The organism is Bradyrhizobium sp. ISRA464, assembly GCF_029910095.1.
Classification (GTDB): Bacteria; Pseudomonadota; Alphaproteobacteria; order Rhizobiales; family Xanthobacteraceae; genus Bradyrhizobium.
Window position 1 is genome coordinate 1,195,765 of record NZ_CP094526.1, and the last position, 26,333, is coordinate 1,222,097.

The 26,333-nt window shown below is 63.6% G+C and carries 20 protein-coding genes, 1 pseudogene and 1 riboswitch; of the genes and pseudogenes, 8 read left to right on the forward strand and 13 right to left on the reverse strand.

Going from position 1 to position 26,333, the window contains the following annotated elements; genetic code table 11:
* Positions 1–1,041 carry a branched-chain amino acid ABC transporter permease gene (locus tag MTX19_RS05590; protein WP_280982776.1) on the reverse strand — a complete coding sequence of 347 codons (1,041 nt, stop codon included), beginning with the start codon at positions 1,039–1,041 and terminating at the stop codon, positions 1–3.
* Between the two features lie 179 nt (positions 1,042–1,220).
* Between MTX19_RS05590 and MTX19_RS05595 the strand changes: the two genes are divergently transcribed.
* On the forward strand, positions 1,221–1,739 hold the full coding sequence (locus tag MTX19_RS05595) for a MarR family transcriptional regulator (protein ID WP_280982777.1): 519 nt from the start codon (positions 1,221–1,223) through the stop codon (positions 1,737–1,739).
* Positions 1,740–1,885: 146 nt separating this feature from the next.
* On the opposite strand, the gene MTX19_RS05600 is transcribed toward MTX19_RS05595, so the two are convergent.
* From MTX19_RS05600 to MTX19_RS05650, 11 genes are all read right to left on the reverse strand, one after another.
* Positions 1,886–3,169 (reverse strand): glycerate kinase, encoded by a 1,284-nt coding sequence (locus MTX19_RS05600; RefSeq protein WP_280982778.1) that lies wholly within the window; start codon positions 3,167–3,169, stop codon positions 1,886–1,888.
* A gap of 259 nt (positions 3,170–3,428) precedes the next feature.
* The gene (locus MTX19_RS05605; RefSeq protein WP_280982779.1) at positions 3,429–4,661 is read right to left on the reverse strand and encodes an ABC transporter substrate-binding protein; all 1,233 of its coding nucleotides are present in this window, start codon (positions 4,659–4,661) and stop codon (positions 3,429–3,431) included.
* Between the two features lie 211 nt (positions 4,662–4,872).
* Positions 4,873–6,099: an ABC transporter substrate-binding protein gene (locus MTX19_RS05610; RefSeq protein ID WP_280985873.1), complete on the reverse strand. Its 1,227-nt coding sequence runs from the start codon at positions 6,097–6,099 to the stop codon at positions 4,873–4,875.
* Positions 6,100–6,259: 160 nt separating this feature from the next.
* Positions 6,260–7,489, reverse strand: a complete 1,230-nt coding sequence (locus tag MTX19_RS05615) for an ABC transporter substrate-binding protein (RefSeq protein ID WP_280985874.1) — start codon at positions 7,487–7,489, stop codon at positions 6,260–6,262.
* A 182-nt stretch (positions 7,490–7,671) separates the two neighbouring features.
* A complete protein-coding gene (locus tag MTX19_RS05620) occupies positions 7,672–8,898 on the reverse strand; it encodes an ABC transporter substrate-binding protein (protein WP_280982780.1) in 1,227 nt (408 codons plus the stop codon).
* A gap of 118 nt (positions 8,899–9,016) precedes the next feature.
* A complete protein-coding gene (locus MTX19_RS05625; protein WP_280982781.1) occupies positions 9,017–10,246 on the reverse strand; it encodes an ABC transporter substrate-binding protein in 1,230 nt (409 codons plus the stop codon).
* Positions 10,247–10,277: 31 nt separating this feature from the next.
* Positions 10,278–11,321, reverse strand: a complete 1,044-nt coding sequence (locus tag MTX19_RS05630; protein WP_280974060.1) for a branched-chain amino acid ABC transporter permease — start codon at positions 11,319–11,321, stop codon at positions 10,278–10,280.
* Between the two features lie 2 nt (positions 11,322–11,323).
* Positions 11,324–12,202, reverse strand: coding sequence for a branched-chain amino acid ABC transporter permease (locus tag MTX19_RS05635; protein WP_280974059.1), 879 nt, complete (start codon positions 12,200–12,202; stop codon positions 11,324–11,326).
* A gap of 12 nt (positions 12,203–12,214) precedes the next feature.
* Positions 12,215–12,928, reverse strand: coding sequence for an ABC transporter ATP-binding protein (locus MTX19_RS05640; RefSeq protein ID WP_280974058.1), 714 nt, complete (start codon positions 12,926–12,928; stop codon positions 12,215–12,217).
* A complete protein-coding gene (locus MTX19_RS05645; RefSeq protein WP_280982782.1) occupies positions 12,925–13,722 on the reverse strand; it encodes an ABC transporter ATP-binding protein in 798 nt (265 codons plus the stop codon). The genes MTX19_RS05640 and MTX19_RS05645 overlap by 4 nt, the downstream gene beginning before the upstream one ends.
* A gap of 69 nt (positions 13,723–13,791) precedes the next feature.
* Complete coding sequence (locus tag MTX19_RS05650; protein ID WP_280985875.1) at positions 13,792–14,658, reverse strand: IclR family transcriptional regulator; 867 nt, start codon at positions 14,656–14,658, stop codon at positions 13,792–13,794.
* A 171-nt stretch (positions 14,659–14,829) separates the two neighbouring features.
* Between MTX19_RS05650 and MTX19_RS05655 the strand changes: the two genes are divergently transcribed.
* The 6 genes and pseudogenes from MTX19_RS05655 to MTX19_RS05680 all read left to right on the forward strand — a co-directional run bounded on the left by MTX19_RS05655 (position 14,830) and on the right by MTX19_RS05680 (position 23,551).
* Positions 14,830–16,926 carry a 3-hydroxyacyl-CoA dehydrogenase NAD-binding domain-containing protein gene (locus tag MTX19_RS05655; RefSeq protein ID WP_280985876.1) on the forward strand — a complete coding sequence of 699 codons (2,097 nt, stop codon included), beginning with the start codon at positions 14,830–14,832 and terminating at the stop codon, positions 16,924–16,926.
* Positions 16,927–17,124: 198 nt separating this feature from the next.
* Positions 17,125–18,813 (forward strand): dicarboxylate--CoA ligase PimA, encoded by a 1,689-nt coding sequence (gene pimA, locus MTX19_RS05660; protein ID WP_280985877.1) that lies wholly within the window; start codon positions 17,125–17,127, stop codon positions 18,811–18,813.
* Entirely contained in the window at positions 18,810–19,997 is a 1,188-nt protein-coding gene (locus MTX19_RS05665; protein ID WP_280982783.1) for an acetyl-CoA C-acyltransferase, read from the forward strand. Before pimA ends, MTX19_RS05665 begins: the two co-directional genes overlap by 4 nt.
* A gap of 177 nt (positions 19,998–20,174) precedes the next feature.
* The gene (pimC, locus tag MTX19_RS05670; RefSeq protein WP_280982784.1) at positions 20,175–21,365 is read left to right on the forward strand and encodes a pimeloyl-CoA dehydrogenase large subunit; all 1,191 of its coding nucleotides are present in this window, start codon (positions 20,175–20,177) and stop codon (positions 21,363–21,365) included.
* A 158-nt stretch (positions 21,366–21,523) separates the two neighbouring features.
* Entirely contained in the window at positions 21,524–22,669 is a 1,146-nt protein-coding gene (gene pimD, locus MTX19_RS05675) for a pimeloyl-CoA dehydrogenase small subunit (RefSeq protein WP_280982785.1), read from the forward strand.
* A 109-nt stretch (positions 22,670–22,778) separates the two neighbouring features.
* Positions 22,779–23,551, forward strand: a pseudogene (locus MTX19_RS05680) (SDR family oxidoreductase).
* Positions 23,552–23,621: 70 nt separating this feature from the next.
* Here the strand turns inward: MTX19_RS05680 and MTX19_RS05685 are convergent.
* Complete coding sequence (locus MTX19_RS05685; RefSeq protein ID WP_280982786.1) at positions 23,622–24,815, reverse strand: O-succinylhomoserine sulfhydrylase; 1,194 nt, start codon at positions 24,813–24,815, stop codon at positions 23,622–23,624.
* 77 nt (positions 24,816–24,892) lie between these two features.
* A riboswitch (SAM riboswitch) is annotated at positions 24,893–24,972 on the reverse strand.
* A 124-nt stretch (positions 24,973–25,096) separates the two neighbouring features.
* Between MTX19_RS05685 and MTX19_RS05690 the strand changes: the two genes are divergently transcribed.
* Complete coding sequence (locus MTX19_RS05690; RefSeq protein WP_280985878.1) at positions 25,097–26,203, forward strand: 2'-deoxycytidine 5'-triphosphate deaminase; 1,107 nt, start codon at positions 25,097–25,099, stop codon at positions 26,201–26,203.
* Positions 26,204–26,333 lie beyond the last annotated feature (130 nt).

The window sequence follows — 26,333 nt, forward strand, 5'->3', positions numbered from 1 at the left end:
TCAATCCTTCTCTTCTTCGACCTCTGGCGCCGCGAGCGAGCGCAGCACCAGCACGGGAAGGATCAGCGTGAAGACGATGACTTCCTTGAAATTGCTGGCGTAGAACGACGAGAACGCCTCGACGATGCCGACCAGGATGGCCGCCACCGCAGTCAAGGGATAGCTGACGAGGCCGCCGATGATGGCGGCGATGAAGCCCTTCAGGCCGATCAGAAAGCCGGTGTCGTAGTAGAGCGTGGTGATCGGCACGATCAGGATGCCTGAGATCGCGCCGATGACGGAGGCGAGCAGGAATGCGATCTGGCCCGACAGCGTGGTGCGGATGCCGACGAGACGGGCGCCGAGGCGGTTGACGGCAGTGGCGCGCAGCGCCTTGCCGGTCTTGCTGTAGCCGAAGAACAGCCACAGCGCGACGATGGAGGCTATCGTCAGGCCGTACACCGCAAGGCTCTGGCCGGTGAAACGCAGCGGCCCCGCGGTCAGCGCAACATTCGACAGCGCGGGCGCGCGCAACCCTTCGGCGCCGAAGAACACCAGCCCGAGGCCCTGCAGCGCGAGATGGCAGCCGACCGAGGCGATCAGCAGCACCAGCACCGAGGTGTGGGCGATCGGCTGGAAGGCGATGCGATAGAGGAACAGTCCGATCGCCGCCACGATCAGGAGTGCGAGGGCGATGTTCACCCCGATCGGCGTGCTGGGGCCGACCAGCGCATAGGTGAGCCCAAGCAGCGCGACGGGGAAGGCGATGTTGAGCGCGGCGGAACGCATGACGAGCCGCGCATGCAGTGACTTGCGTGCGAAGAACAGGTCGAGCGCAAACGCGACGACGCCCATCGCGACCGCGAGCTGCACCGTGCCCGGCACCTGGCCGGTCGCCAGCATGGCGTAACTCAGCGCACCATAAGTGACGAATTCGCCCTGCGGGATCAGGATCACCCGCGTGACCGCAAACACCAGCACCAGGGCGAGCCCGAGCAGTGCATAGATCGCGCCGTTGGTGATGCCGTCCTGCAGCAGGAACAGCATGATCGTTGTGTTCAAGGCCGAGCGCTCTCCCTTAAGCGTCGGGCCGCCGCAACCGTTTATTGTGGTCAGGTCGGCCGATATCGGCTGTTGATAGCGGCCGATATTTGATATAGTGGATAACAATTATTGAATATAATCTCAAGATCCCCGAACGTCGCGCGGGATCCTTGTACCGGGATTACGAGCCTGGAGCGATGACTGTTTCCAAGACCGCCTCCGACGCCGTCAGACCATCGCGCGCCCTGCGCAGGGAACCGGTCGATGCCGTCGGGGACGACAGCATGCTGCAATTGGGCGAACTGTCCGGACTGCTCGGCTATTCGTTGAAGCGCGCACAGCTCAAGGTATTCGAGGACTTCCTGCGCTGCGTCGCGCCGCTGCAGCTGACGCCGGCGCAGTTCTCGGTACTGCTCCTGCTCGACAAGAATCCCGGCCGCAACCAGACCGAGATCGCCAATACGCTCGGCATCCTGCGGCCGAACTTCGTCGCGATGCTCGATGCGCTTGAGAGCCGCGACCTCTGCGCGCGGATGCGCTCCACCAATGACCGCCGCTCCCACATCCTGGTGCTGACCGACAAGGGCCGTGCCGTGCTGGCGCGCGCCAAGAAGCTCGTTGCCAACAAGCATGAGGCGCGGCTGATCGAGGTGCTCGGCCCCGCCAACCATGCCGCGCTCTTGGAAATGCTGGCGAAGCTCGCGCAGGAGTTTTGAGGGGCGGCACGCGCCGCGTCACTCGACGTCATTGCGAGGAGCTCGCGACAAAATTGCAAAGCAATTTTGCGCTGAAGCGACGAAGCAATCCATGCCTCCGCAAGCGGCGCGATGGATTGCTTCGCTTCGCTCGCAATGACGGTGAACTAGTCGACCAGAATCACCCGCACATCGTTGACGTTGGTCAGCGTCGGTCCGGTCAGCAGCAGATCGCCGGTCTTGGCGAAGAAACCGGTGGCATCGTTGTTCTCGAGATAGGCCTTGGGATCGAGGCCCATCGATCTCATTTTCGCGAATGTCGCCTGATCGATCATGGCGCCGGCCGGATCGGTGGCGCTGCCGGCACCGCCGTCGGCGCCGTCGGTATCGGCGGCAAGCGCCGACACATTCGGCGTATCCTTGAGCAGGTCGGCGAGCGCCAGCGCGTATTCCTGGTTGGGGCCGCCGCGACCGCTGCCGCGCACGGTCACCGTGAGTTCGCCGCCGGACAGGATTGCGACGCGCTTGCCTTCGCTGCGGGCCTTGAGCGCGAGGCGCGCATGTTCGGCCGCAACCTCGCGCGCCTCGCCCTCGAGATCGGCGCCGAGCGCAATCGTCTCGTAGCCGGCGTCCTGCGCGACCTTCACCGCGGCATCGATCGAGGCTTTCGGCTTCGCCAGCAGCTCGAAGGTCGCGTGGGCGAAAGCGGGGTCGCCCGGCTTGCAGCTTTCATTGCTGACATCGTCGAGCGCGCGGCGCACGGCATCGTCGATCGATAGATTGTATTTGGCGACCAAAGCGCGGGCATCCGCCAGCGTGGTCGGGTCCGGAACCGTTGGTCCCGATGCGATCGCGGAGGGATCGTCATGCGGGACATCGGAGATCGCCAGCGTGACGATCTCAGCGGCGTGCTGGCCGGCACGGGCCAGCCGCCCGCCCTTGATGCGCGACAGGTGCTTGCGGACGGTGTTCATCTCGCCGATCGGTGCACCCGAGCGCAGCAGCGCGCGGTTGACCTGCTGCTTCTGCGCAAAGGTAACGCCTTCGACCGGCGCGATCCAGTTCGCCGAACCGCCGCCGGTCAGAAGCACCAGCAGCAGGTCGTCAGGCGTCGCCTCCGCGGCGAGCCGCAGCGTATCGTCGGCTGCCCTCAAGCCGGCCTCATCGGGCACCGGGTGGCCGGCCTCGACCACCTTGATGCGCCGCGTCGGCACGCCGTGACCATGGCGGGTGGTCGCGATGCCGACCAGCCGCGCCGGATCGAGGCCGAGCGCGTCGAGGTAATGGCGCTCGGCCGCTGCAGCCATCGCGCCGGCGCCCTTGCCGGCGGCGAGGATGATCACGCGTCCCTTCGGCACCGGTCGCAGCCGCGACGCCAGCACGACGTCGGGGTGCGCAGCGGCGACCGCCGCATCGAAGATCGAACGCAGGAAGGGACGTCGGTCGGTCATGATGATGCTTCCGCGAGCGCCAAGGTGAGATGAGATCGGGCCGGGTTGTGTCCGCGAAACGACTGCGTTCCCTCTCCCGCTTGCGGGCGAGGGTTAGGGTGGGCGTGCTGCCACGAGTCGTATTGCGGAGAAAGCCCCCACCCGGATCGCATCTTCGACGCGATCCGACCTAAGAGCGAGTTTCGCTCGTCTCGACCCCCGCAAGCGGGAGAGGTGAAGCGCGCCGGTGGAGGCATAGATTGAAACAACAGTGCTGTCCTTAGTTGCCGGAGATCTCGCCGCTGATGACGTCGCCGAACAACTGCCAGCGCTCGCCCTTGAACTGCATCAGCTGCAGCTGCTCGATCGGCTGGAAGTCGTTAGGCCCGGTGGTCAGCGTCACGCCCGGCAGCAGACCGCCTTGCGCGAACTGCTTCAGGCTTGCGGCCTGCGCCATCACATTGGCGCGGGTGAGATCGTCGCCGCAGCGGCGCAGCACCTCAACCATGGTGGTCGCCATGTTGTAGCCGGTCATCGCCGAGGATTCGACGCGGTTGGTGTCGGGCATGTACTTGGCGAGCAGTTCGTCGAAGGCCTTCATGCCGGCATCGTCCTTCCACTGCGGATCGCTGGCATCCTTGGCGTAGGCCGCCGAGATCACGCCCTGCGCATTCTCGAGCCCCGCCGGCCGCATCACCGTCGCTGTCGAGGCCGAGACGTTGGAGACGATGGTGACCGGCTTCCAGTTCATCTCGCCGAGCTTCTTGATCGCCTGCGCGCCGAACTTCGGCGTGGTGAAGAAGATGACGACGTCGGGATTGTACGATTTGAGCCGCACCACGTGGGAGTCGATGGTGGGTTCGGCGACCTCGTAGCTCTCCTCGGCGACGATGCGCGAATGATCGCTGGCGAAACCGTCCTTCAGACCCTTGAGATAGTCATTGCCCATGTCGTCGTTCTGGTAGAGCACGGCGACCTTGGCGGTCGGTTTCTCCTTGAGCAGGTATTTCGCGTAGATCAGCGACTCGCTCTGGTAGCTGGGCAGCCAGCCCATGGTCCAGGGGAAGGTCTTCGGGGCGTTCCACTTGGTCGCACCGGTCGCGACGAACAGCTGCGGCACCTTCTTGGCGTTGAGGTATTTCTGGATCGCGGTGTTGGAGGCGGTGCCGAGCGTGCCGAACAGGAGCAGCACCTCGTCGCTCTCGACGAGCTTGCGGGCCTGTTCGACCGCCTTCGGCGGCGAATAGGCATCATCGTAGGAGATGAAGTTGATCTTGCGTCCGTTGATGCCGCCTTCGTCGTTCACCTTCTTGAACACGGCGGCCATCGCCTTGCCGACCACACCATAGGCCGAGGCCGGGCCGCTATAGGGCACGATGTTGCCGATCTTGATCTCGGTGTCGCTCGCACCCGTATCGTACTTCTTCTGCGCCAGCGCGGCGTTGCCGGTCGCGGCGGCGACGGCAAGGCCGAGAAGGGCGGTTGCGACACGGTGTCGGATCGGCATCGGCATGTCCTGAAAGCTCCTTGTTTGTTGCCGCCATTCTGAGACGGCTGGTTTCTTGTTGGTCTGCCGCCGGTCTACCTAGCGCATTGCCAGGCAAAGTGTAAGCGGGCAGCGCCCGCGGCCGGTTTTTCCGGTCAGTCCGTCAGGGCTTATAGCTAACGAAAAGCCCCCTGCGACGGTATCGCAGGGGGCCGCGTCATTCGACTTTGGCGGAAGGTCAGCCGCCGACATCGGCGCTGATCACGTCGCCGAACAGTTCCCATTTCTCGCCCTTGAACTTCATCAGCTGGAGCTGGCTGATCGGGGCGAAGTCGTTCGGGCCGGTGTTGATCTTGATACCGGGCAGCAGCACCTCGGTGCGGAAGTCCTTGAGGCTCGCGGCCTGCTTCATGACGTTCTCGCGGGTGAGATTGTCGCCGCACTGCTTGAGCACCTGGACCAGGGTCTGGGCCACGCCGTAGCCGGTCACGGTGCCGCCATCGAGCTTGTCGCCTTCGGGGAAGTCCTTGGCCATGAAGACGTAGAATTCCTTCATGCCGGAATCATTGTCCCACTGTTTGTCGGAGGCGTCCTTCAGATAGGCCGCCGAGATGATGTCCTGCGCATTCGCGTAGCCGGCGGGCTTGATCACGCTGCCGACGGAGGCCGATACGTTGTTGAGGAAATGGGTCGGCTTCCAGCCAAGCTCTGCGACCTTCTTGATCGCCTGCGCCGCGAATTTCGGCGTTGCGATGTCGATGAAGACGTCGGCGCCGCTCGCCTTCAGCTTGACGATGTGGCTGTCGATGGTCGGCTCGGAGGTCTCGAAGCTCTCCTCGGCGATGATCATGCTCGCGGCCTTCTGGCCGAGCCCGTCCTTCAAGCCCTTCAGATAGTCCTTGCCGTAATCGTCATTCTGATACAGCACGGCGATCTTGGCATTCGGCAGATTCTTCAGGATGTATTTCGCGTAGATCTGGGTCTCGCTCTGGTAGTTGGGCTGCCAGCCCATGGTCCAGGGGAAATCCTTCGGATCGTTCCACTTGGTGGCGCCGGTCGCGACGAACAGCTGCGGCACTTTCTTGGAGTTCATGTATTTCTGGATCGCCGAGTTCGACGGCGTGCCGAGCGAGTTGAAGATCAGCAGCACCTCGTCGCTCTCAACGAGCTTGCGGGCCTGCTCCACGGCCTTTGGTGGCGAATAGGCGTCGTCATAGGAGATGAAATTGATCTTGCGGCCGTTGATGCCGCCGGCGTCATTGATCTTCTTGAAGTAGGCGGCCTCGGTGCGGCCGATAATGCCGTAGGCGGATGCGGGGCCGCTGTAGGGCATGATGTTGCCGATCTTGATCTCGGTGTCGCTGGCCCCGGTGTCGTATTTCTTCTGGGCAAGCGCCGCACCACCTGATGTGGCGACGAGCGCGAATGCGGCCGCAAGGACCGCCAAGCGTCGAGTAGCGGACATATTAACGTCTCTCTCCCTGTTGTCAGACTGATGTATCGCGGCCTTTTATGTCGAAGGCTCTTCTATTGTTCGACGTGATTATCATTTTGCTGGGGGCGCCTCAATGAAAAGCCCCTGCGACGTTGCCGCAGGGGCTGCGTCTTTAGTCTGTCCTTAAGGCTTAACCACCGACATCGCTGCTCAGGATGTCACCAAAGCGCTCCCAGGTCTCGCCCTTGAAACGCATCAGTTGCAGTTGCGAGATGGGCGCGAAATCGGTCGCCGAGGTGTTGACCTTGACGCCCGGTAGCAGGCCGAGAGGTTCGAAGTCCTTCAGGCTGGCCGCCTGTTTCATGACGTTCGCGCGGGTCAGGTTGTCGCCGCAGGCCTTCAGCACGTGAACAAGGCCCTGGGCGACGATGAAGCCATACATCACCGAACCGTCGGCCCGGTTGGCCTCGGGATAGTACTTGTCTAGGAACGCATTCCAGGCCTTCATTGCCGCATCGTTCTTCCATTGCGGATCAGTGGGATCCTTGAAATAGGCCGACGAGATGATGTCCTGCCCATTTTCAAAGCCTGCCGGCTTCATGACGCTGCCGATCGAAGCGGACACGTTGTTGAGGAAGTGCAGCGGTTTCCAGCCGATCTCGGCGTTCTTCTTGATCGCCTGCGCAGCGAATTTCGGCGTGGTGATGTTGAAGAACACGTCAGCGCCGGACGCCTTCAACCTCACGATGTGGGAGTCTATGGTCGGCTCCGTCACCTCGTAGCTGTCCTCGGCGACGATCATCGACGCCCCCTTCTTGCCGAGCCCGTCCTTGAATCCCTTCAGATAGTCCTTGCCGTAGTCATCGTTCTGGTAGAGCACGGCAATCTTGGCGTTCGGATGGTTCTTCAGGATGTACTTGGCATAGATCCTGGATTCGCTCTGATAGTTGGGCTGCCAGCCCATGGTCCAAGGGAAGTCCTTCGGATCGTTCCACTTGGTGGCACCGGTCGCGACGAACAACTGTGGCACCTTCTTCTGGTTCATGTATTTCTGGATCGCCGAGTTCGGCGGGGTCCCGAGCGAGTTGAAGATCAGCAGCACCTCGTCGCTCTCGACCAGCTTGCGCGCCTGCTCCACCGTCTTCGGTGGCGTGTAGGCGTCGTCATAGCTGATGAAGTTGATCTTGCGACCGTTAACGCCGCCCTCGGCGTTGATCTTGCGGAAGAAGGCTTCCTCGGTCTTGCCGATCACCCCGTATGCGGACGCCGGACCGCTATACGGCATGATATTGCCGATCTTGATCTCGGTGTCGGAGGCGCCGGTGTCGTATTTTTTCTGTGCGATGGAGGGGCTCGTGGTCGCTGCGAGCAGCGCGAGGGCGGCCGAGAAAACCCCCAATCGCAGATGGGTAGCAGGCATTTTGATCTCCCTTGGATCACGTTGGATGTGTCATGTTTTTTTGATTGGAAGCACTTCGCGGCTCCTCGCGGCATTGAATACCTTTCGCCTGGCACCAGCAACAAAAAGCCCCCCGCGACCGGGTCGCGGGGGGCGTCATTTAGTCGAAGGTGCGGGCCGGGGAACGCCTGGCCGGCGCAATCTCAGTTGCTCAGGTCGCCCGACATGATGTCGCCGAACAGTTCCCACGTCTCGCCCTTGAAGCGCATCAACTGGAGCTGCTTGATCGGCGCAAAATCGGTCGGCGAGGTGTTGATGGTGATGCCCGGCAGCAGCGTGTCGGGAGCAAAGCCCTTCAAGCTCGCCGCCTGCTTCATGACGTTGGCGCGGGTGAGATCGTCACCGCACATCTCCAGCACCTTCACCATGGTCTGCGCCGCGGCGTAACCGAAGGCGATGGCGCCGTCGAGCCTGTTGCCTTGCGGATAGTCCTTCTTCAGGAAAGCGAGGAACTTCCGCATGCCGGGATCCTTGTCCCACTGCGGATCGGAACCGTCCTTGAGAAAGGCAGCGGAGAGGACTCCTTGCGTGTTCTCGAATCCCGATGGCTGCATCACGCCGCCGACGGAGGCTGAGACGTTGGCGACGAATTGCAGCGGCGTCCACGCAATCTCAGCGACCTTCTTGATCGCTTGCGCTGCGAATTTCGGTGTCGTGATGCTGATGAAGGTGTCGGCGCCGGAGGCCTTCAGCTTGACGATGTGATTGTCGATCGTGGACTCAGAGGTCTCGTAGCTTTCCTTGGCTACGATCATCGACGCCTTGTCGCCAAAGCCATCCTTCAGGCCCTTGAGATAGTCCTTGCCGAAGTCGTCGTTCTGATAGAGCACGGCGACCTTGGCGTCCGGCTTATGGCTGATGATGTACTTCGCATAAATGTGCGCCTCGTCCTGGTAGCTCGGCTGCCAGCCCATGGTCCAAGGGAATTCCTTGGGGTCGTTCCATTTTGAGGCGCCGGAGGCAACGAACAGCTGCGGCACCTTCTTCTCGTTCATGTATTTCTGGATCGCGGAGTTGGTCGCGGTGCCGAGCGAGTTGAACACCAGCAATACCTGGTCGTTCTCGACGAGCTTGCGCGCCTGCTCCACCGTCTTGGCCGGCGAGTAGCCGTCGTCGTAGGAGATGAAGGTGATCTTGCGGCCCCTGATGCCGCCGGATTCGTTGATCATCTTGAAGTAGGCGGCCTCGGTCTTGCCGATCACGCCATAGGCCGAGGCGGGACCGCTGTACGGCATGATGTTGCCGATCTTGATCTCGGTGTCGCTGGCCCCGGTGTCGTATGTCTTCTGAGCCATTGCGGCATTGCAGCTCGTCACGATCAGCGCGAGCGCCGACGAGAGCGCCGTCAGGGACAGGCGTACTGCTGTCATGGTCTCCCCACCTCGTTTTATTGGTTCGTGCATTCAATACCATCGGCGCCGAGCGTCAACAAAAAGCCCCCGCGACATCAATCGCGGAGGCTTGTCGTTTTGTTTCTGCACTGCAGCGTTATTCCGAGGGAACGTCGCCCGAAATGATCTCGCCGAACAACTCCCACTTCTGACCCTTGAAGCGTTGCATCTGCAACTGAGCGATCGGGGCGAAGTCGGTGGCGGAGGTGTTGATCTTGACGCCGGGCAGCAGCGTGTCGGGCGTGAAGTCCTTCAGGCTCGCCGCCTGCTTCATCACGTTGGCGCGGGTGAGGTCGTCACCGCACATTTCCAGCACCTTGGCCAGCGTTTGCGCCGCGCCATAGCCGTAGACGACGCCGTTGTCGGTCTTGTCGACGCCCGGCATGTACTTGTCGAGGAACGCATTCCACTTCTTCATCCCGGGATCGTTGGCCCATTGCGGGTCGGAGCCGTCCTTGGCATAGGCCGCCGAGAGCACGCCCTGGGCATTCTCGAAGCCCGCCGGCTGCATGACGCTGCCGACCGAGATCGAGACGTTGGTGATGATCTGCAGCGGCTTCCAGCCGAGCTCGGCGGTCTTCTTGATAGTCTGCGCCCCGAACTTCGGCGTGGTGTAGATCAGCAGCACGTCCGGGTTGGCGGCCTTGATCTTGACGATATGGCCGTCGATCGACGGCTCGGATACCTCGTAGCTCTCCTCCATGATGATGCTGGAGGCCGCCTTGGCGCCGAAGCCGTCCTTGGTGCCCTTGAGGTAGTCTTTGCCGAAATCGTCGTTCTGATAGAGGATCGCGATCTTGGCGTCGGGCTTCTCCTTCATCAGCCATTTGGCATAGATGTGCGCTTCGCTCTGGTAGCTCGGCTGCCAGCCCATGGTCCACGGGAAGTGCTTCGGGTCGTTCCACTTGGTGGCGCCGGTGGCGACGAACAGCTGCGGTATCTTCTTGGAGTTGAGATACTTCTGCATCGCGGTGTTCGACGGCGTGCCGAGCGGATTGAAGACGGCGAGAACCTCGTCGCTCTCGACCAGCTTGCGCACCTGCTCGACCGCCTTAGGCGGCGAGTAACCGTCGTCATAGGTGATGAAGTTGACCTTGCGGCCGTTGATGCCGCCCTGGTCATTGATCATTTTGAAATAGGCTTCTTCGGTCTTGCCGATCACGCCATAGGCGGACGCGGGGCCGCTGTAGGGCATGATGTTGCCGATCTTGATCTCGGTATCGCTTGCCCCGGTATCGTATTTCTTCTGGGCAAACGCGGCAGTGGACGACGCAGCAAAGGCGGCGACCGCCGCGGAAGCCGCGGCGATCCGTAGTGCAAAAAGCATAGTATCTCCTGGTTGGTCTTCTTGGGGTTTCTTAGTTCTTCTTGAACTTCCCGATCAGTTGCTGGGCAACGATCGCAACCTGCCTTGCGCCGTGCGGCACGAGGAAGATGACGAGGAACAGCAGCACGCCGAACACCGCCCCCGAAAGGCCCTTGGAGACGCTCTCGGCGATGTTCGGTACGAAGATGATGAAGGCCGACCCCACGATCGAGCCGGGCAGCCAGCCGACGCCGCCGACCACCATGCCGAGGAACAGCGAGATCGCCAGCTGGATCGTGTAGCCGTCGGGCGCCACGAACTGCACGGCAATGGCCCCGAGACCGCCGGCAACGCCGGTGATGCCGGCGGAGACGCCGAACGCCAGCGTCTTGTAGAGCGAGACGTCGACGCCCATTGCGGAAGCCGCAATCTCGTTGTCGCGGATCGCCATGAAGGCGCGGCCCGAGCGCGAACGCAGGAGGTTCACGGAGGCGACGTAGATCGCGATCGTGATCGCCAGCGTGAAGTAGTAGAGCCACATGTCCTGCGAGATCTTCAGGTGGAGGCCCGACAGCACGCTTTGCAGCACCTCGGGCGCATCCGGCTTGGTCACGACGAGGCCCTGCACGCCGCCGGTCCAGTCCTCGAAATAGCCGAGCTTCAGAAGCTGCGGCATCGCGGTCGCGAGCGCGAAGGTCGCAAGCGCCAAATAGACGCCGGACAGCCGCAGCGCGGGCAGGCCGAACAGGAAGCCGAAGCCAAAGCAGATGACGCCGGCGATCGGCAGCGTCAGGGCATAGTTCATGCCCGCATGCTCCATCAGGATCGCCGACGTGTAGGCGCCGACCGCATAGAACGCGCTCTGTCCGAGCGAGAACTGTCCGCTGCCGCCCGTGAGGATGTTCAGCGCCAGCACCGCCAGCCCGTAGATCAGTAGCATCGTCAGCTGGAAGATGATGAAGTTCTTGACGAACAGCGGGACGATGAGGAGCACGGCGAGCAGGACGAGCGAGGTGCCATAGCCGAGCGTCATGGCGCGCTTGGGCACGGCCTCGACGGCTGGGGCTTCCGTGACGACTTCTTCAGCTGCGCTCATGATCAAACTCGCTTCACGATGGCGCGGCCGAACAGGCCTGCCGGTTTGACGACCAGGACGATGACGATCAGCGCGAGCGCGATCGGAAGTTTCAGTTCGTTGCCAACGCCGGGGATGTAGGTCCCGACCAGGTTCTCGAAGATGCCGACCAGGAAGCCGCCCATCACCGCACCGAACGGGCTGCTCAGGCCGCCGAGCACGGCGGCGGCAAATCCGTAGATCAGCACGCCCAGCATCATGTTCGGCTCGAGGAACACCACCGGCGCGATCATCATGCCGGCGATCGAGCCGATCGCGGCCGCCATGCCCCAACCCAGCGCGATCATCCACGAGGTGTTGATGCCGACCAGCCGCGCCGATTCAGGCAGTGCCGCGGCCGCGCGCATCGCAAGGCCCACCCGGGTGAAGCGGAAGAAGAAGAACAGCAGAACCAGCATCAACAGCGTCACACCGATCATGCCGGCCTGGTGGGTCGAGATCAGCTGGCTGCCGAGGAACGGCGCGGAGCCGAACGGCGTAGGATACTGCTTGATGGTGAAGTCCCAGATCAGGCCGGCGACCGAGTTGATGATCGCGTACAGCGCGATAAACCCGGCGACGTTGGTCAGCACCGGCGCCTTCGCCAGCGGCTTGAACAACAACCGCTCGATCACGATACCGGCGGCGAACGAGAACACGACCGTGATGACAAAGGCGCCCCAGTAGGGCACGCCCCATTGCATCAGCTGCCAGGACACGAAGGTCGAGAACATCGCCATTTCGCCCTGGGCGAAGTTCAGGTGATCGATGGCCTGGTAGATCATGACCACCGCGAGCGCCATGCAGGCATAGATCGCGCCAGTGGCGATGCCGGCCAGGATCTGGTTGGCAAAAAGCTCCATTGTGCCAGCTCCTCAGTAGCCGAGATAGGATTTGCGGACGTCTTCGTTGTTCGCGATGTCCTTGGCATTGCCCGACATCACGATCCGTCCGGTTTCGATCACATAGGCCTGGTCGGCGAGCTCCAGCGCGAGCTGCGCGTTCTGCTCGACCACCAGGATCGTCACCTTTTCCTCACGATTGATCTTGCCGAGGATCCGGAACAGGTCGCGCACGATCAGCGGCGCAAGCCCGAACGACGGCTCGTCGAGCAGCATCAGCCGCGGCCGCAACATCAGCGCGCGGGCGACCGCAAGCATCTGCTGCTCGCCGCCCGAGAGCGTGCCGGCCTGTTGCGAGTAGCGCTCCTTCAGCTTCGGAAAGTGGTCGTACATCCGCTCGATGTCGGCGACGATGTTCTTCTTGTCGGTCCGGGTGATGGCGCCGAGCTGCAGGTTCTCCTCCACCGTCATGGTGGTGAAGGTGCCGCGGCCCTGCGGCACATGCGCGATGCCGAGGCGAACGACGTTCTCGGTCGAGCGGGTGCCGATCGGCTTGCCTTCGAACTCGATCGATCCGGTCGAACGCACCATGTTGCAGATCGCCCGCAACGTCGTGGTCTTGCCGGCGCCGTTGGCGCCGAGCAGCGTGGTCAGCGAGCCTTCGTTGAGCGAGAAGTTGAGGCCGTGCAGGGCCTGGACCTGGCCGTAATAGGCGCGAAGGTCCTTGACGTTGAGCATCGCGGTCATTGGTCCTTGCTCCCCAGATAGGCTTTGATGACATCCGGGTCGGCCTGGATCTGGGCCGGCGTTCCCTCGGCGAGCTTGCGGCCGAAGTTGAGCGCGACGACATGGTCGGCGATCGACATCACGAGGCCCATGTGGTGCTCGACCAGCAGCACGGTGATCCTGCGATCGGCACGGATTTTTCGGATGAGGTCGCCGAGCACATGTACTTCCTCATGGTTGAGGCCGCCGGCCGGCTCGTCGAGCAGCAGGATCTTGGGATCCGCGGCGAGCGCGCGCGCCAGCTCGACCCGCTTCTGGGTGCCGAAGGGCAGGCCGGAGACCACCGTGTGGGCGACATTCTCGAGGTCGAGATAGGCGAGGATCTCGTGCACCTTCCTGTTCATGTCGGCTTCGCCGCGGCGGACCCAGGCAAGGCGGAGCGAGTCGCTGATGATGTCGCTCGAGGTGCGCGCATGGGCGCCGACCCGCACATTGTCGATCACGGAGAGATTGGGAAACAACGCGACGTTCTGGAACGTGCGGCCGATCCCGATCTCGGCGATCCGGTGCGGCGGACGCGTCAGGATGCTCTGGCCTTCCATCAGGATGTCGCCGGACGACGGCTGGTAGAGCCGCGACAGGCAATTGAACAGCGTCGTCTTGCCGGCGCCGTTCGGTCCGATCAGGCCGAGGATCTGTCCCTGCCGCATGTCAAAGGACACGCCGTTCAGCGCGATGATGCCGCCGAACACGACGCTGACGTCGCGAACCGCGAGCAGGGGCTGTTGTCCCTGCGCGAGCTGTGCCTGCGTCATCTCGTCTCGCCCGCCATCATTTCGCGGTGCGAGTGACCTTGCGATATGGTTCGCCGGTCGCGATGGAGGCTATCTGATCCCCTCGGCCAAACGTGCAAGTTTCCCTCCTACTCTGGACTTTTTGCTTTCTTCTTTTTTTGATTGCGGCGCCATCCCACCGAGCGCCTGCTCGATGTTCCTTACCATCGCGACAAGGCGAGGTCCAATGTCGTTGCGCAATCTATCTTCCGTGAAGCGGAATGCCGGTGCGCCGCAGTTGAAGGCATAGGGACCGGTTCCGTCATTCAGCTTCAATCCAACGCCCACCGCGGCGACATCGTTCTGCCAGTCGCCCGTCGACATCGCGAATCCGTGCTTCGCCACCATCTCGCCGGAGCGCTCGATGCCGTCGCGCATCTTGGCCCAGCGGCTGCCATAGTGGTCCCGCAGCTCGCGCAATAATGCCGTACGCTCGTCCGGCGGCAATGCCCAAATATAGGCACGCCCCATCGCGGTGGTTGCGATGGGTATCCTTGAACCGACGTCGAGTTGCACACCGAGCGTCAGGCCGTTCCGGCTCTGGCCGAAGTAGATCATGCTGTGACGGTCGCGGCCACCCACTGCAACGGCCCCGCCTGTCGCGCGCATCACTTCTTCTCGATACGGCTCGGACAAATGCCGAACCCCCAGATTTGCTAGCGCTGCATAGCCGAGCGCCATCGCCGACGGCGCAAGCTGGTACTTCTCGAATTTCGGAACGGGTGTAAGGTAACCCAGCTTGGTCAACGTATAGGTCAACCGGGAAATGGTTGGCTTCGGCAGTTTGGTGCGCGCCGCAATCTCCTGATTGCCGAGAAGCCCGTCATTGGGTTGGAATGCACGCAAGACATCAAGTCCGCGGGAAAGCGCGACGACGAAATTGCGATCGGTCGCAACTTTCTTGCCAGAACGTTTCATTCCCTGCCGCTTTGTCATGCTCGTTGACAAGGCTCGTGCTTCAAAATAACCCTCGCTGTCAAGATGTGGAATTTAATTTCGCAGTGCGAAATTAGTCGAAGCATGGCGGCGTGACGCAAGTCGCGCAGCTACTCAACACAAGTTCAAGAACAGCAGCCAGGGAGAGTCCCCGTGAGTGAAGTGGTCAAGCTCGAGCGTCATGACAACATTGCTGTCGTCACGGTTAACAGCCCCCCTGTGAACGCGCTGAGCGCTGCGGTGCGCGGCGGTATTTTCGAATGCATGAAGAGCGCGATTGCCGACCCGCAGGTGCAGGGCATCGTGCTGACCTGCGGTGGCCGCACCTTTATCGCCGGCGCCGACATTACCGAATTCGGCAAGCCGCCGAAGCCGCCCGGTCTCGCCGAAGTGCTGAGCCTGATGGACGACTCCCCGAAGCCGATCGTCGCCGCGATCCACGGCACTGCGCTCGGTGGCGGTCTCGAGGTCGCGCTGGCCTGCCACTATCGTGTTGCCACCAAGGACGCCAGGCTCGGCCTGCCCGAAGTGAAGCTCGGCCTGCTGCCGGGCGCCGGCGGCACCCAGCGGCTGCCGCGTGCGGTCGGGCCGGAACTCGCCGTCAAGATGATCGTCGGCGGCGACCCGATCAGCGCCGACGCCGCGCTGAAGGCGGGCCTGATCGAGGAGATCGTCGAAGGCCCGGCATCGGGCGGTGAGGCATTTGCACGCAAGGTGGTCGCCGAGAAGCGTCCGCTGCGCAGGCTGCGCGACGACGACTCCAAGCTCGCCGCGGCCAAGGCTGATCGCTCGATCTTCACCAATGCCGTTGCCGCCATGACCAAGAAGTCGCGCGGGCTCGAGGCGCCGTTCGCGGCCGCGGACGCGGTCGGTGCCGCGATCGACCTGCCGTTCGATGAAGGTCTGAAGAAGGAGCGCGAGGGCTTCCTCAAGCTGGTCTCGAGCGACCAGTCGAAGGCGCAACGCTACGCCTTCTTCGCCGAGCGCGAGGCCGCCAAGATCGCGGGCGTGCCCGACGGCACCAAGGCGCGCCCGGTGGCGCGCGTCGCCATCATCGGCGCCGGCACCATGGGTGGCGGCATCGCGATGTCGTTTGCCAATGCCGGCGTTCCGGTCACTCTGATCGAGACCGGCGAGGAGCCGCTCAAGCGCGGCATGGGCATCATGCAGAAGAACTACGAGGCGACCGCGGCGCGCGGTGGCATCCCAGCGGATGCCCCGGCCAAGCGGATGGCGCTGATCAACGGCGTCGTGGGACTCGAGAACGTCAGGGATGCTGACCTGGTGATCGAGGCCGTGTTCGAGACCATGGCGGTCAAGAAGGAGGTATTCGGCAAGCTGGACCAGTATGCCAAGCCCGGCGCCGTGCTTGCCTCCAACACCTCGTATCTGAACATCGACGAGATCGCGAAGGAGACCAAGCGTCCGCAGGACGTGCTGGGCATGCACTTCTTCTCGCCGGCCAACGTGATGAAACTGTGCGAGATCGTCCGCGCCGACAAGACCGCGCCGGACGCGTTGGTCACGGCTGTCTCGATCGCCCGCAAGATCGCCAAGGTGCCGGCGGTGGTCGGCGTCTGCGACGGCTTCGTCGGCAACCGCATGCTGGCGCAGCGCGGCAAGCAGGCCGAGAAGCTGCTGTTCGAGGGCGCGCTGCCGCAGCAGGTTGACGCCGTCGTGACCAAGTTCGGCATGCCGATGGGGCCGTTCGCGATGGGCGATCTCGCCGGCCTCGATATCGGCTGGCGCTCGCGCAAGGACCGCGGCATCAAGTCGGAGATCGCGGACGCGCTGTGCGAAGCCGGCCGTTTCGGCCAGAAGACCGGCAAGGGTTACTACAAGTACGAGGCGGGCTCGCGCGCGGCGCTGCCCGATCCGGAGGTCGAGAAGCTGATCGACGAGACCCTGGCGCGCCTTGGCCGCAAGAAGCGCGTGGTGACCGACGACGAGATCCTCGAGCGCATGATGTACCCGATGATCAACGAGGGCGCGAAGATCCTCGCCGAGGGCATCGCGGCACGGCCGAGCGACATCGACGTGGTCTGGCTCTACGGCTATGGCTGGCCGATCTATCGCGGCGGCCCGATGTACTGGGCCGACACGGTGGGCCTGAAGCACATCGCCGATCGTCTCGCCTTCTACGCCAAGGAGACCAACGATCCCTCGCTCGAGCCGGCGCCACTGCTCAAGAAGCTCGCGGACGAGGGCAAGACCTTCGCCTCGCTCGCCGCGCCGTCGAAGGCGGCGTGATCTTCCCCGGCGCCACGGGCTCGGTGTTCGGGTTCCCTCCCCCTTTGCGGGGGAGGGTTAGGGAGAGGGCGGCCGCATCGGGATTCCTCGAGTGAACCCCCTTCCCCATCCCCTGAGAGCGAGCTTCGCTCGTCTCGACCCCACAAGGGGAGGGGAGCCGATGCGCCGGTGCTCGCTTAACAGCAGTCAAATGTTTTTATGACCCATCCTGGCGAACAATTTTATCCGAAGGGCGTGCACTGGAGCGACGAGATCGCGCGCGGCACGCTGCCGGACCTGCTCTCGACCGCGGCCGCTGAGTTCGGCGTGCGTCCGGTGATCGAATTCCGCGACCGGCCGATCAGCTACAGCGAGCTGGAGGCCCTGGTCGAGACCGCCGCCAGCGCTTTCATGCGCGCGGGCTACGGCAAGGGCGCATCGGTCGCGCTATTTCTCGGCAACACGCCCGATCATCCGATCAATTTCTTCGGCGCGCTGAAAGCGGGCGCCCGCGTCGTGCATCTGTCGCCGCTCGACGGCGAGATCGCGCTGTCACACAAGCTCTCCGACTCCGGAGCGCGGGTGCTCGTCACCAGCAATCTGTCGGCGCTGCTGCCGACCGCACTGAAATTCCTCGACAAGGGTCTGCTCGACCGTTTGATCGTCTGCGAGGACGACAATTGGGCCAAGGTTGGTACGCCGCAAACCGCATTGCCCGACAACCCTGCGATCATCACGCACAGGCAGTTCATCGACGGTGCGACCAAGCCCGTGCAATGGCCCGCGGTCAACGTCGAGGACGTCGCGCTCCTGCAATATACCGGCGGCACCACCGGTCTGCCGAAAGGCGCAATGCTGAGCCACGGTAATCTCACGGCCGCGGTGTCGATCTACGACGTCTGGGGCAAGCCGGGCCGGCTCGAACGCAATGCGATCGAGCGCGTGATCTGCGTGCTGCCGCTGTTCCATATCTACGCGCTCACCGTCGTGCTGCTGTCGGCAATCCGGCGCGGCCATCTGATCTCGCTGCACCAGCGCTTCGACGTCGAGGCGGTGATGCGCGACATCGAGGTCAAGCGCGCGACCGTCTTCCCCGGCGTGCCGACGATGTGGATCGCGATCGCGGCGCTTCCCGATCTCGACAAGCGCGATCTCTCTTCGCTCGTGGTCGCCGGCTCCGGCGGCGCGCCGCTGCCGGTCGAGGTCGCAAAGATCTTCGAGCGCCGCGTCGGCATGAAGCTGAAGAGCGGCTGGGGCATGACCGAGACCTGTTCGCCCGGCACCGGCCATCCGAAGGAAGGGCCGGAAAAGCCCGGCTCGATCGGGCTGATGCTGCCCGGCATCGAGCTGGACGTGGTGTCGCTCGAGGACTCCACCAAGGTGATGCCGGTCGGCGAGGTCGGCGAAATCCGCATCCGCGGTCCGAACGTCACCAAGGGTTACTGGAACCGGCCGCAGGAGACCGCGGAGGCCTTCGTCGGCGACCGCTTCCTGACCGGCGACATCGGCTACATGGATGCCGACGGCTATTTCTATCTGGTCGACCGCAAGAAGGACATGATCATCTCCGGCGGCTTCAACGTCTATCCGCAGATGATCGAGCAGGCGATCTACACGCATCCCGCCGTGCAGGAGGTGATCGTGATCGGCATTCCCGACGATTACCGCGGCGAGGCGGCCAAGGCCTTCATCAAGCTGCGTGACGGCGAAAAGCAGTTCTCGATCGACGAGCTGCGCGCGTTCCTCACCGGCAAGGTCGGCAAGCACGAGCTGCCGGCCGCGGTGGAGTTCGTCGCCGAGCTGCCGCGTACGCCGGTCGGCAAGCTGTCGCGCCACGAACTGCGCGAGCGGCAACCGAAGACATCGCAACCCACACCCCACCAGACCGCAGCAGGATCTCGCTCATGACCGACGCCGTTATCGTCTCCACCGCCCGCACGCCGATCGGCAAGGCTTATCGCGGCGCGCTCAACGTCACCGAGGGCGCGACCCTGCTCGGGCACGCGATCGGCGAGGCGGTGGCGCGGGCCAAGGTCGATCCCAAGGAGATCGAGGACGTGGTGATGGGCGCGGCGCTGCAGCAGGGCGCGACCGGCGGCAACATCGCGCGCAAGGCGCTGCTGCGCGCCGGGCTGCCGGTGACGGTCGCCGGCACCACCATCGACCGCCAGTGCGCCTCCGGCCTGCAGGCGATCGCGCTCGCGGCACGCTCGGTGATCTTCGACGGCGTCGAGATCGCGGTCGGCGGCGGCGGCGAATCGATCTCGCTGGTGCAGAACGACAAGATGAACGCGTTCCACGCCCAGGATCCTGCGCTACTCAAGATCAAGGGCGAGGTCTACATGCCCATGATCGACACCGCCGAGGTGGTCGCCAAGCGCTACAACATCTCGCGCGAGAAGCAAGACGAGTATTCGCTGGAGAGCCAGCGCCGCACCGCGGCCGCGCAGCAGGGCGGCAAGTTCAAGGACGAACTCGCGCCGATCAAGACCTCGATGGCGGTCACCGACAAGGCCACCGGCGCGGTGTCGATGAAGGAGGTGACGCTGTCGCAAGACGAGGGCCCGCGGCCCGACACCACGGCTGAAGGACTCGCCGGCCTCAAGCCGGTCCGCGGCGAAGGTTTCACCATCACCGCCGGCAATGCCAGCCAGCTCTCGGACGGTGCCAGCGCCTCGGTCATCATGAGCGACAAGGAAGCCGCCAAGCGCGGGCTGAAGCCGCTCGGCATCTTCCGCGGCTTCGTTTCCGCCGGCTGCGAACCGGACGAGATGGGCATCGGCCCGGTGTTCGCCGTGCCGCGCTTGCTCAAGCGGCATGGCCTGAAGGTCGACGACATCGGTCTCTGGGAACTGAACGAGGCCTTCGCGGTGCAGGTGCTCTATTGCCGTGACAAGCTCGGCATCGATCCGGAGAAGATCAACGTCAATGGCGGCGCGATTTCGGTCGGCCATCCCTATGGCATGTCGGGAGCCCGGCTCACCGGCCACGCACTGATCGAGGGCCGCCGCCGCAAGGCGAAATACGCCGTCGTCACCATGTGCGTCGGCGGCGGCATGGGCGCGGCCGGTCTGTTCGAGGTGGTGCACTAATTCTGTCGTCCCGGCCAAGCGAAGCGCGAGCCGGGACCCATACGCCGCGGCCCTCGTAAGAGGCACAAGCGGCAGCCGGCTTTACCAGTTGCGATGGTCGGTGGTTATGGGTCCCTGCTTTCGCAGGGACGACGGGAAGAGAATGACGAGGCAGTTGAATTTCAAAAGGAGGATCCGATGGATCTCGCTTTTACCAAGGAAGAGATAGCGTTTCGTGAGGAGGTGCGGGAGTTCTTCAAGAACAACGTGCCGCCGGAGACGCGGCGCAAGCTGCAGGAAGGCCGTCATCTGTCGAAGGACGAGATGGTCACCTGGTGGCGCATCCTGAACAAGAAGGGCTGGGGCGTCACCCACTGGCCGAAGGAATATGGCGGCACCGGCTGGACCTCGGTGCAGCACTACATCTTCAACGAAGAGCTGCAGTCCTATCCGGCGCCGCAGCCGCTCGCCTTCGGCGTCAGCATGGTCGGCCCGGTGATCTACACCTTCGGCAACGAAGAGCAGAAGAAGAAGTATCTGCCGCGCATCGCCAATGTCGACGACTGGTGGTGCCAGGGCTTCTCCGAGCCGGGATCGGGCTCCGACCTTGCTTCGCTGAAGACCAAGGCCGAGCGCAAGGGCGACAAGTGGATCATCAACGGCCAGAAGACCTGGACCACGCTGGCCCAGCACGCCGACATGATCTTCTGCCTCTGCCGCACCGATCCGGCCGCGAAGAAGCAGATGGGCATCTCCTTCATCGTCTTCAGCATGAAGTCGAAGGGCGTCACGGTGCGTCCGATCCAGACCATCGACGGCGGCCACGAGGTCAACGAGGTGTTCTTCGACGACGTCGAAGTGCCCTACGAGAACCTGATCGGCGAGGAGAACAAGGGCTGGGATTACGCAAAGTTCCTGCTCGGCAATGAGCGCACCGGCATCGCCCGGGTCGGCGTGTCCAAGGAGCGGCTGCGCCGCATCCGCGCGCTGGCATCCAAGGTCGAGGCCGGCGGCCGTCCCGTTATCGAGGATCCGGCGTTCCGCGAGAAGCTCACGGCCTGCGAGATCGAGCTGAAGGCGCTTGAGCTTACCCAGCTCCGCGTCGTCGCCGACGAGGGCAAGCACGGCAAGGGCAAGCCTAATCCGGCGTCCTCGGTGCTCAAGATCAAGGGCTCGGAGATCCAGCAGACCACCACCGAGCTCCTGATGGAGGTGATCGGTCCGTTCGCCGCGCCCTACGACGAGCACGGCGATGCCGGCTCCAACGAGAGCATGGACTGGACCGCGCAGATCGCGCCGAGCTACTTCAACAACCGCAAGGTTTCGATCTACGGCGGCTCCAACGAGATCCAGCGCAACATCATCAGTAAGGCGGTGCTGGGGCTGTAAGCCACACATTCATCTGTCCCCCGCGCAGTCGGGGGACCCAGTACGCCGCGGCGGTCACGGCTCACGAAGGCGGCCGCTGAGTACTGGATCCCTGCTTTCGCGGGGATGACGATCAAGGATCAGGGCAGGCGCCCGCGTGATTTTGGAGAGATGGTAAAATGGATTTTGATCTGACCGAGGAGCAGCGGCTTCTCAAGGAAAGCGTCGACGGGCTGCTTGCTGACGCCTACGACTTCGATGCGCGCAAGAAATACATGAAGGAGAAGGGCGGCTGGAGCAAGGCGATCTGGGGCCGGCTCGCCGAGCAGGGTCTGCTCGGCCTGCCCTTCGCGGAAGCCGATGGCGGCTTCGGGGCCGGCGCGGTCGAGACCATGATCGTAATGGAAGCGCTCGGCAAGGCGCTGGTGGTCGAGCCTTATCTCGCGACGGTCGTGATCGCCGGCGGCTTCCTCCGCCACGGCGGCTCGGCCGAGCAGAAGGCGAAGTACATTCCGGGCATCATCGACGGCAGCAAGACCTTCGGCTTTGCGCAGCTCGAGAAGAACTCGCGCTACGATCTGCACGACATCGTCACCACGGCGAAGAAGAAGGGCGACGGCTGGGTAATCGATGGCGAGAAGTTCGTCGTGCTCAACGGCGAGAATGCCGACGCGCTGATCGTCACCGCGCGCACCAAGGGCGGCCAGCGCGACAAGGCTGGCATCGGCCTGTTCCTGGTGCCGGCAGACGCCAAAGGCATTACCCGGAAGGGCTATCCGACCCAGGACGGCCTGCATGCAGCCGACATCACTTTCACCAATGTCGAGGTCGGTGCTGACGCTGCGATCGGCGATCCCGAGAACGGCCTGCCCTTGATCGAGCGCGTGGCGGACGAGGCCCGCACCGCGCTGTGTGCCGAAGCCGTCGGTGCGATGGATGAATCGCTGAAGACCACCATCGAGTACATCAAGACGCGCAAGCAGTTCGGCGTCGCGATCGGCTCGTTCCAGAGCCTGCAGCACCGCGCTGCCGACATGTTCGTGGCGCTGGAGCAGGCCCGCAGCATGTCGATGTTCGCGACCATGGCGTCCGACTTCGACGATGCCAAGGAGCGTTCGTCCGCGGTCGCGGCCGCCAAGGTGCAGGTCGGTAAGTCGCTGAAGTTCGTCGGCCAGCAGTCGATCCAGCTTCATGGCGGCATCGGCATGACCATGGAGGCCAAGATCGGCCACTACTTCAAGCGGCTGACCATGATCGAGAACACGCTCGGCGACACCGACTATCACCTCCGCCGCGTCAGCGAGGGCGGCGGCCTGTTGGCCTGAGCTGTCGTTGCCGGGCTTGACCCGGCAACCGATCGCTCTTGAAAAGATGGATGCGCGGGTCAAGCCCGCGCATGACGAGTCTTTTGCAATCGTCAGGGAGGCAACAACAATGAAGAACACTCCATTCGATCTCACCGGCCAGGTCGCCGTCGTCACCGGATCGAGCCGCGGCATCGGCCGCGCGTCGGCCGAACTGCTGGCGCAGCTCGGCGCCAAGGTCGTGATCTCCTCGCGCAAGGCGGATGCCTGCAAGGAGGTCGCCGACGGCATCAACAGGGCCGGCGGCGATGCGATCGTGATCCCCTGCAATATCTCGCGCCGTGAAGAGGTCGAGGCGCTGATCTCCGGGACGATCAAGCATTACGGCAAGATCGACACCCTGGTCTGCAACGCCGCGGTGAACCCGTATTACGGCCCGCTGCTCGACATCAAGGACGAGGCCTTCGACAAGATCATGGACTCCAACGTCAAGAGCAACATCTGGCTCTGTGCGCTGGCGGTCCCGCAGATGGCCGAACGCGGCAAGGGCTCGGTCGTGATCATCTCTTCGATCGGCGGCCTGAGGGGGTCGACAGTGATCGGCGCCTACGGCATCTCGAAGGCGGCGGATTTCGCGCTGTGCCGCAGCCTCGCCGGCGAGTGGGGCCCGAAGGGCGTGCGCGTCAACTGCGTGGCGCCGGGCCTGGTGAAGACCGATTTCGCCCGCGCGCTGTGGGAGGATCCGGAGAACCTCAAGCGCCGCACCGCGTCCTCGCCGCTGCGCCGCATCGGCGAGCCGCACGAGATCGCGGGCGCGGTGGCCTATCTTGCCTCCGCGCCTCGACCTTCATGACCGGGCAGACCATCGTGATCGACGGCGGCGTCACCACGGCAGCGACGTAACTGCTGACTTGCTTCGCCTCTCCCGCAAGCGGGAGAGGGAGGACAGCTCATTCCGGGGCGTGCGTCAGCCTCAGACCTGGTCCAGCGCCTGTTCGAAATCCTCGATCAGGTCGTCGGCATGCTCCAGCCCTGCCGAGAAGCGGATGAAGCCCTCGCTGATGCCGAGCTCGGCGCGCGCCTCCGGTGCCAGGCGCTGATGCGTCGTGGTCGCCGGATGCGTGACCAGGCTCTTGGCATCGCCGAGATTGTTGGAGATGCGCGAGATCTTCAGCGCATTGAGGCAGCGGAAGGCGCCGGCCTTGCCGTCCTTCACCTCCAAGCCGACCAGCGTCGAGCCGGCTCCCATCTGCTTTTTCACCGTCTCGGCCTGCGGATGATCGGGGCGGCCGGGATAGACCAGCCGCGTGATCTTCGGATGCTTCGCCAGCGCCTCGGCGATCTTCGCCGCGTTGTCGGTCTGCGCGCGGACGCGGATGCCGAGCGTCTCGAGCCCCTTCAGCAGCACCCAGGCGTTGAACGGCGACAGCGACGGGCCGGTCTGGCGCATGAAATTATGGATGTGCTCGGCAATGAACGCTTCCGATGACAGGATGATGCCGCCGAGACAACGGCCCTGGCCGTCGATGTGCTTGGTCGCGGAATAGACCACGACGTCGGCGCCGAGCGACAGCGGGCTCTGCCAGATCGGGGTCGCGAACACGTTGTCGACGATCAGCCGTGCGCCGCCGCTGTGTGCGATCTTGGCGATTGCGGAAATATCCAGCACGTCGAGGGTCGGATTGGTCGGGCTTTCCAGGAAGAACGACTTGGTGTTCGGCCGCAAGGCGCGCTGCCACTGGTCGAGGTCGAGGCCGTCGACCAGCGTCGTCTCGATGCCGTAGCGTGGCAGCAGGTCCTGCACCACGTAAAGGCACGAGCCGAACAGCGCTTTCGACGCGACCACGTGATCGCCTGCCTTCAGCGGCGCAAGGATCGCGGTCGTCACGGCGGCCATGCCGGTCGCGGTCGAGCGCGCGGCTTCCGCGCCCTCGAGCTCGATCATGCGGCGCTCGAACATCGCGATGGTCGGATTGGAGTAGCGCGAATAGATGAAGCCGGAGTCCTGGCCCTTGAAGCGTGCCTCGCACTGCTCCGCGGTGTCGTAGACGTAGCCCTGGGTGAGAAACAGCCCCTCCGACGTCTCGCCGAATTGCGAGCGCAGCGTGCCGCCATGGACGAGGCGGGTTTCGGGGCGATAGCGGCGGGTAGCTTCAGATTCAGACATGTGACCTCCGACGCGGCCATTTTCCTTAAGAAAATAGCCACAAAAAAACCGGCCTGGAGCAACCTCCACAGGCCGGGATCACACTGTCCCCGGCCTGTTTAGCGACTTATTTTACGTGGCTGCAAGCCGGCCGGCTCAAATCACCACGGGATAAGTGTTGCTGATATTCCCTCGTGCCCTTTCCGTCAAGGCGGTCATCAGATAACCCGTAAAAGCTCATATTTTTGGGCTTGGATGGCCATTCAGGGTATGATTAGGGCCATCCTCGGGGGACCTGCGCCGTGTCATTCGAGCTGGAAAACGAAGCCAATGGAATCCTGCCCGACCGCATGATCGCGGAGATGGCGGATGCTGGCCTCATTCTGCCTGCCTATGACTTTGTCGAGAGCCAGATCCAGCCGGCGAGCCTCGACCTGCGCCTTGGCGATATCGCCTACCGGGTCCGCGCCAGCTTTCTGCCCGGCCCCGACTCCACCGTTGCCGAGCGCATCGACGAGTTGAAGCTGCACGAGATCGACCTCTCCGACGGCGCGGTGCTGGAGACCAATTGCGTCTACATCGTCCCGCTGCTGGAAAGCCTTGCGCTGCCGCCGCAGATCGTCGCCGCGGCCAACCCGAAGAGCTCGACAGGCCGGCTCGACGTCTTCACACGTGTGATCGCCGACGGCACCCGCCGCTTCGACGTGATCGGCACCGGCTATCACGGCCCACTCTATGCCGAGATCAGCCCGAAGACGTTTCCCGTGCTGTTGCGTGAGGGCTCGCGGCTCAGCCAGATCCGCTTCCGGATCGGCGATGCGGTCCTCACTGCCGACGAGCTCGACGCGCTGCATGCAGCCGAGCGACTAGTCGATATCGACGATGCGGATCTCACCCAGGGGGTTGCGCTCTCGGTCGATCTGTCCGGTGAGAGTTCGAACGGCTTCGTCGGCTACCGCGCCAAGCGCCACACCGGCGTGGTCGATATCGATCGCCGTGGCGGCTATCCGGTCGATGAATTCTGGGAGCCGATCAAGGCGCGCCCCGACGGCAGCCTCATTCTCGATCCCGGCGAATTCTATATCTTGGCGTCGAAGGAGGCCGTCCAGGTGCCGCCGGATTACGCCGCGGAAATGGTGCCGTTCGATCCCCTGGTCGGCGAATTCCGCGTCCACTATGCGGGCTTCTTCGATCCCGGTTTCGGCTATGCCGGCGCCGGCGGGAAGGGCGCGCGCGCGGTGCTCGAAGTGCGCTCGCGCGAGGTGCCGTTCATCCTCGAGCACGGTCAGATCGTTGGCCGTCTCGTCTATGAACGCATGCTGGAGCGCCCCGACGCACTGTACGGCCAGCGCATCGGCTCGAACTACCAGGCACAGGGCCTGAAGCTCTCGAAGCATTTTCGCGTGTAGCGAAATTCCGTAGGCCGGATTTCGCATCACGCCGTGATCGACAGATCGGCGTGAAGGTTCACCCGCAATCGTGCAGGTCCCCCTTGCGTTCCGCGCACGTGGAATCTGCCGCGGTCATGGTAGGGAAGCA

Excerpts from the sequence above, each read along its gene's own strand:
- MTX19_RS05595 (WP_280982777.1), top strand. The coding sequence starts at position 1,221 with ATGACTGTTTCCAAGACCGCCTCCGACGCCGTCAGACCATCGCGCGCC.
- MTX19_RS05600 (WP_280982778.1), bottom strand. The coding sequence starts at position 3,169 with ATGACCGACCGACGTCCCTTCCTGCGTTCGATCTTCGATGCGGCGGTC.
- MTX19_RS05605 (WP_280982779.1), bottom strand. The coding sequence starts at position 4,661 with ATGCCGATGCCGATCCGACACCGTGTCGCAACCGCCCTTCTCGGCCTT.
- MTX19_RS05610 (WP_280985873.1), bottom strand. The coding sequence starts at position 6,099 with ATGTCCGCTACTCGACGCTTGGCGGTCCTTGCGGCCGCATTCGCGCTC.
- MTX19_RS05615 (WP_280985874.1), bottom strand. The coding sequence starts at position 7,489 with ATGCCTGCTACCCATCTGCGATTGGGGGTTTTCTCGGCCGCCCTCGCG.
- MTX19_RS05620 (WP_280982780.1), bottom strand. The coding sequence starts at position 8,898 with ATGACAGCAGTACGCCTGTCCCTGACGGCGCTCTCGTCGGCGCTCGCG.
- MTX19_RS05625 (WP_280982781.1), bottom strand. The coding sequence starts at position 10,246 with ATGCTTTTTGCACTACGGATCGCCGCGGCTTCCGCGGCGGTCGCCGCC.
- MTX19_RS05630 (WP_280974060.1), bottom strand. The coding sequence starts at position 11,321 with ATGAGCGCAGCTGAAGAAGTCGTCACGGAAGCCCCAGCCGTCGAGGCC.
- MTX19_RS05635 (WP_280974059.1), bottom strand. The coding sequence starts at position 12,202 with ATGGAGCTTTTTGCCAACCAGATCCTGGCCGGCATCGCCACTGGCGCG.
- MTX19_RS05640 (WP_280974058.1), bottom strand. The coding sequence starts at position 12,928 with ATGACCGCGATGCTCAACGTCAAGGACCTTCGCGCCTATTACGGCCAG.
- MTX19_RS05645 (WP_280982782.1), bottom strand. The coding sequence starts at position 13,722 with ATGACGCAGGCACAGCTCGCGCAGGGACAACAGCCCCTGCTCGCGGTT.
- MTX19_RS05650 (WP_280985875.1), bottom strand. The coding sequence starts at position 14,658 with ATGAAACGTTCTGGCAAGAAAGTTGCGACCGATCGCAATTTCGTCGTC.
- pimA (WP_280985877.1), top strand. The coding sequence starts at position 17,125 with ATGACCCATCCTGGCGAACAATTTTATCCGAAGGGCGTGCACTGGAGC.
- MTX19_RS05665 (WP_280982783.1), top strand. The coding sequence starts at position 18,810 with ATGACCGACGCCGTTATCGTCTCCACCGCCCGCACGCCGATCGGCAAG.
- pimC (WP_280982784.1), top strand. The coding sequence starts at position 20,175 with ATGGATCTCGCTTTTACCAAGGAAGAGATAGCGTTTCGTGAGGAGGTG.
- pimD (WP_280982785.1), top strand. The coding sequence starts at position 21,524 with ATGGATTTTGATCTGACCGAGGAGCAGCGGCTTCTCAAGGAAAGCGTC.
- MTX19_RS05685 (WP_280982786.1), bottom strand. The coding sequence starts at position 24,815 with ATGTCTGAATCTGAAGCTACCCGCCGCTATCGCCCCGAAACCCGCCTC.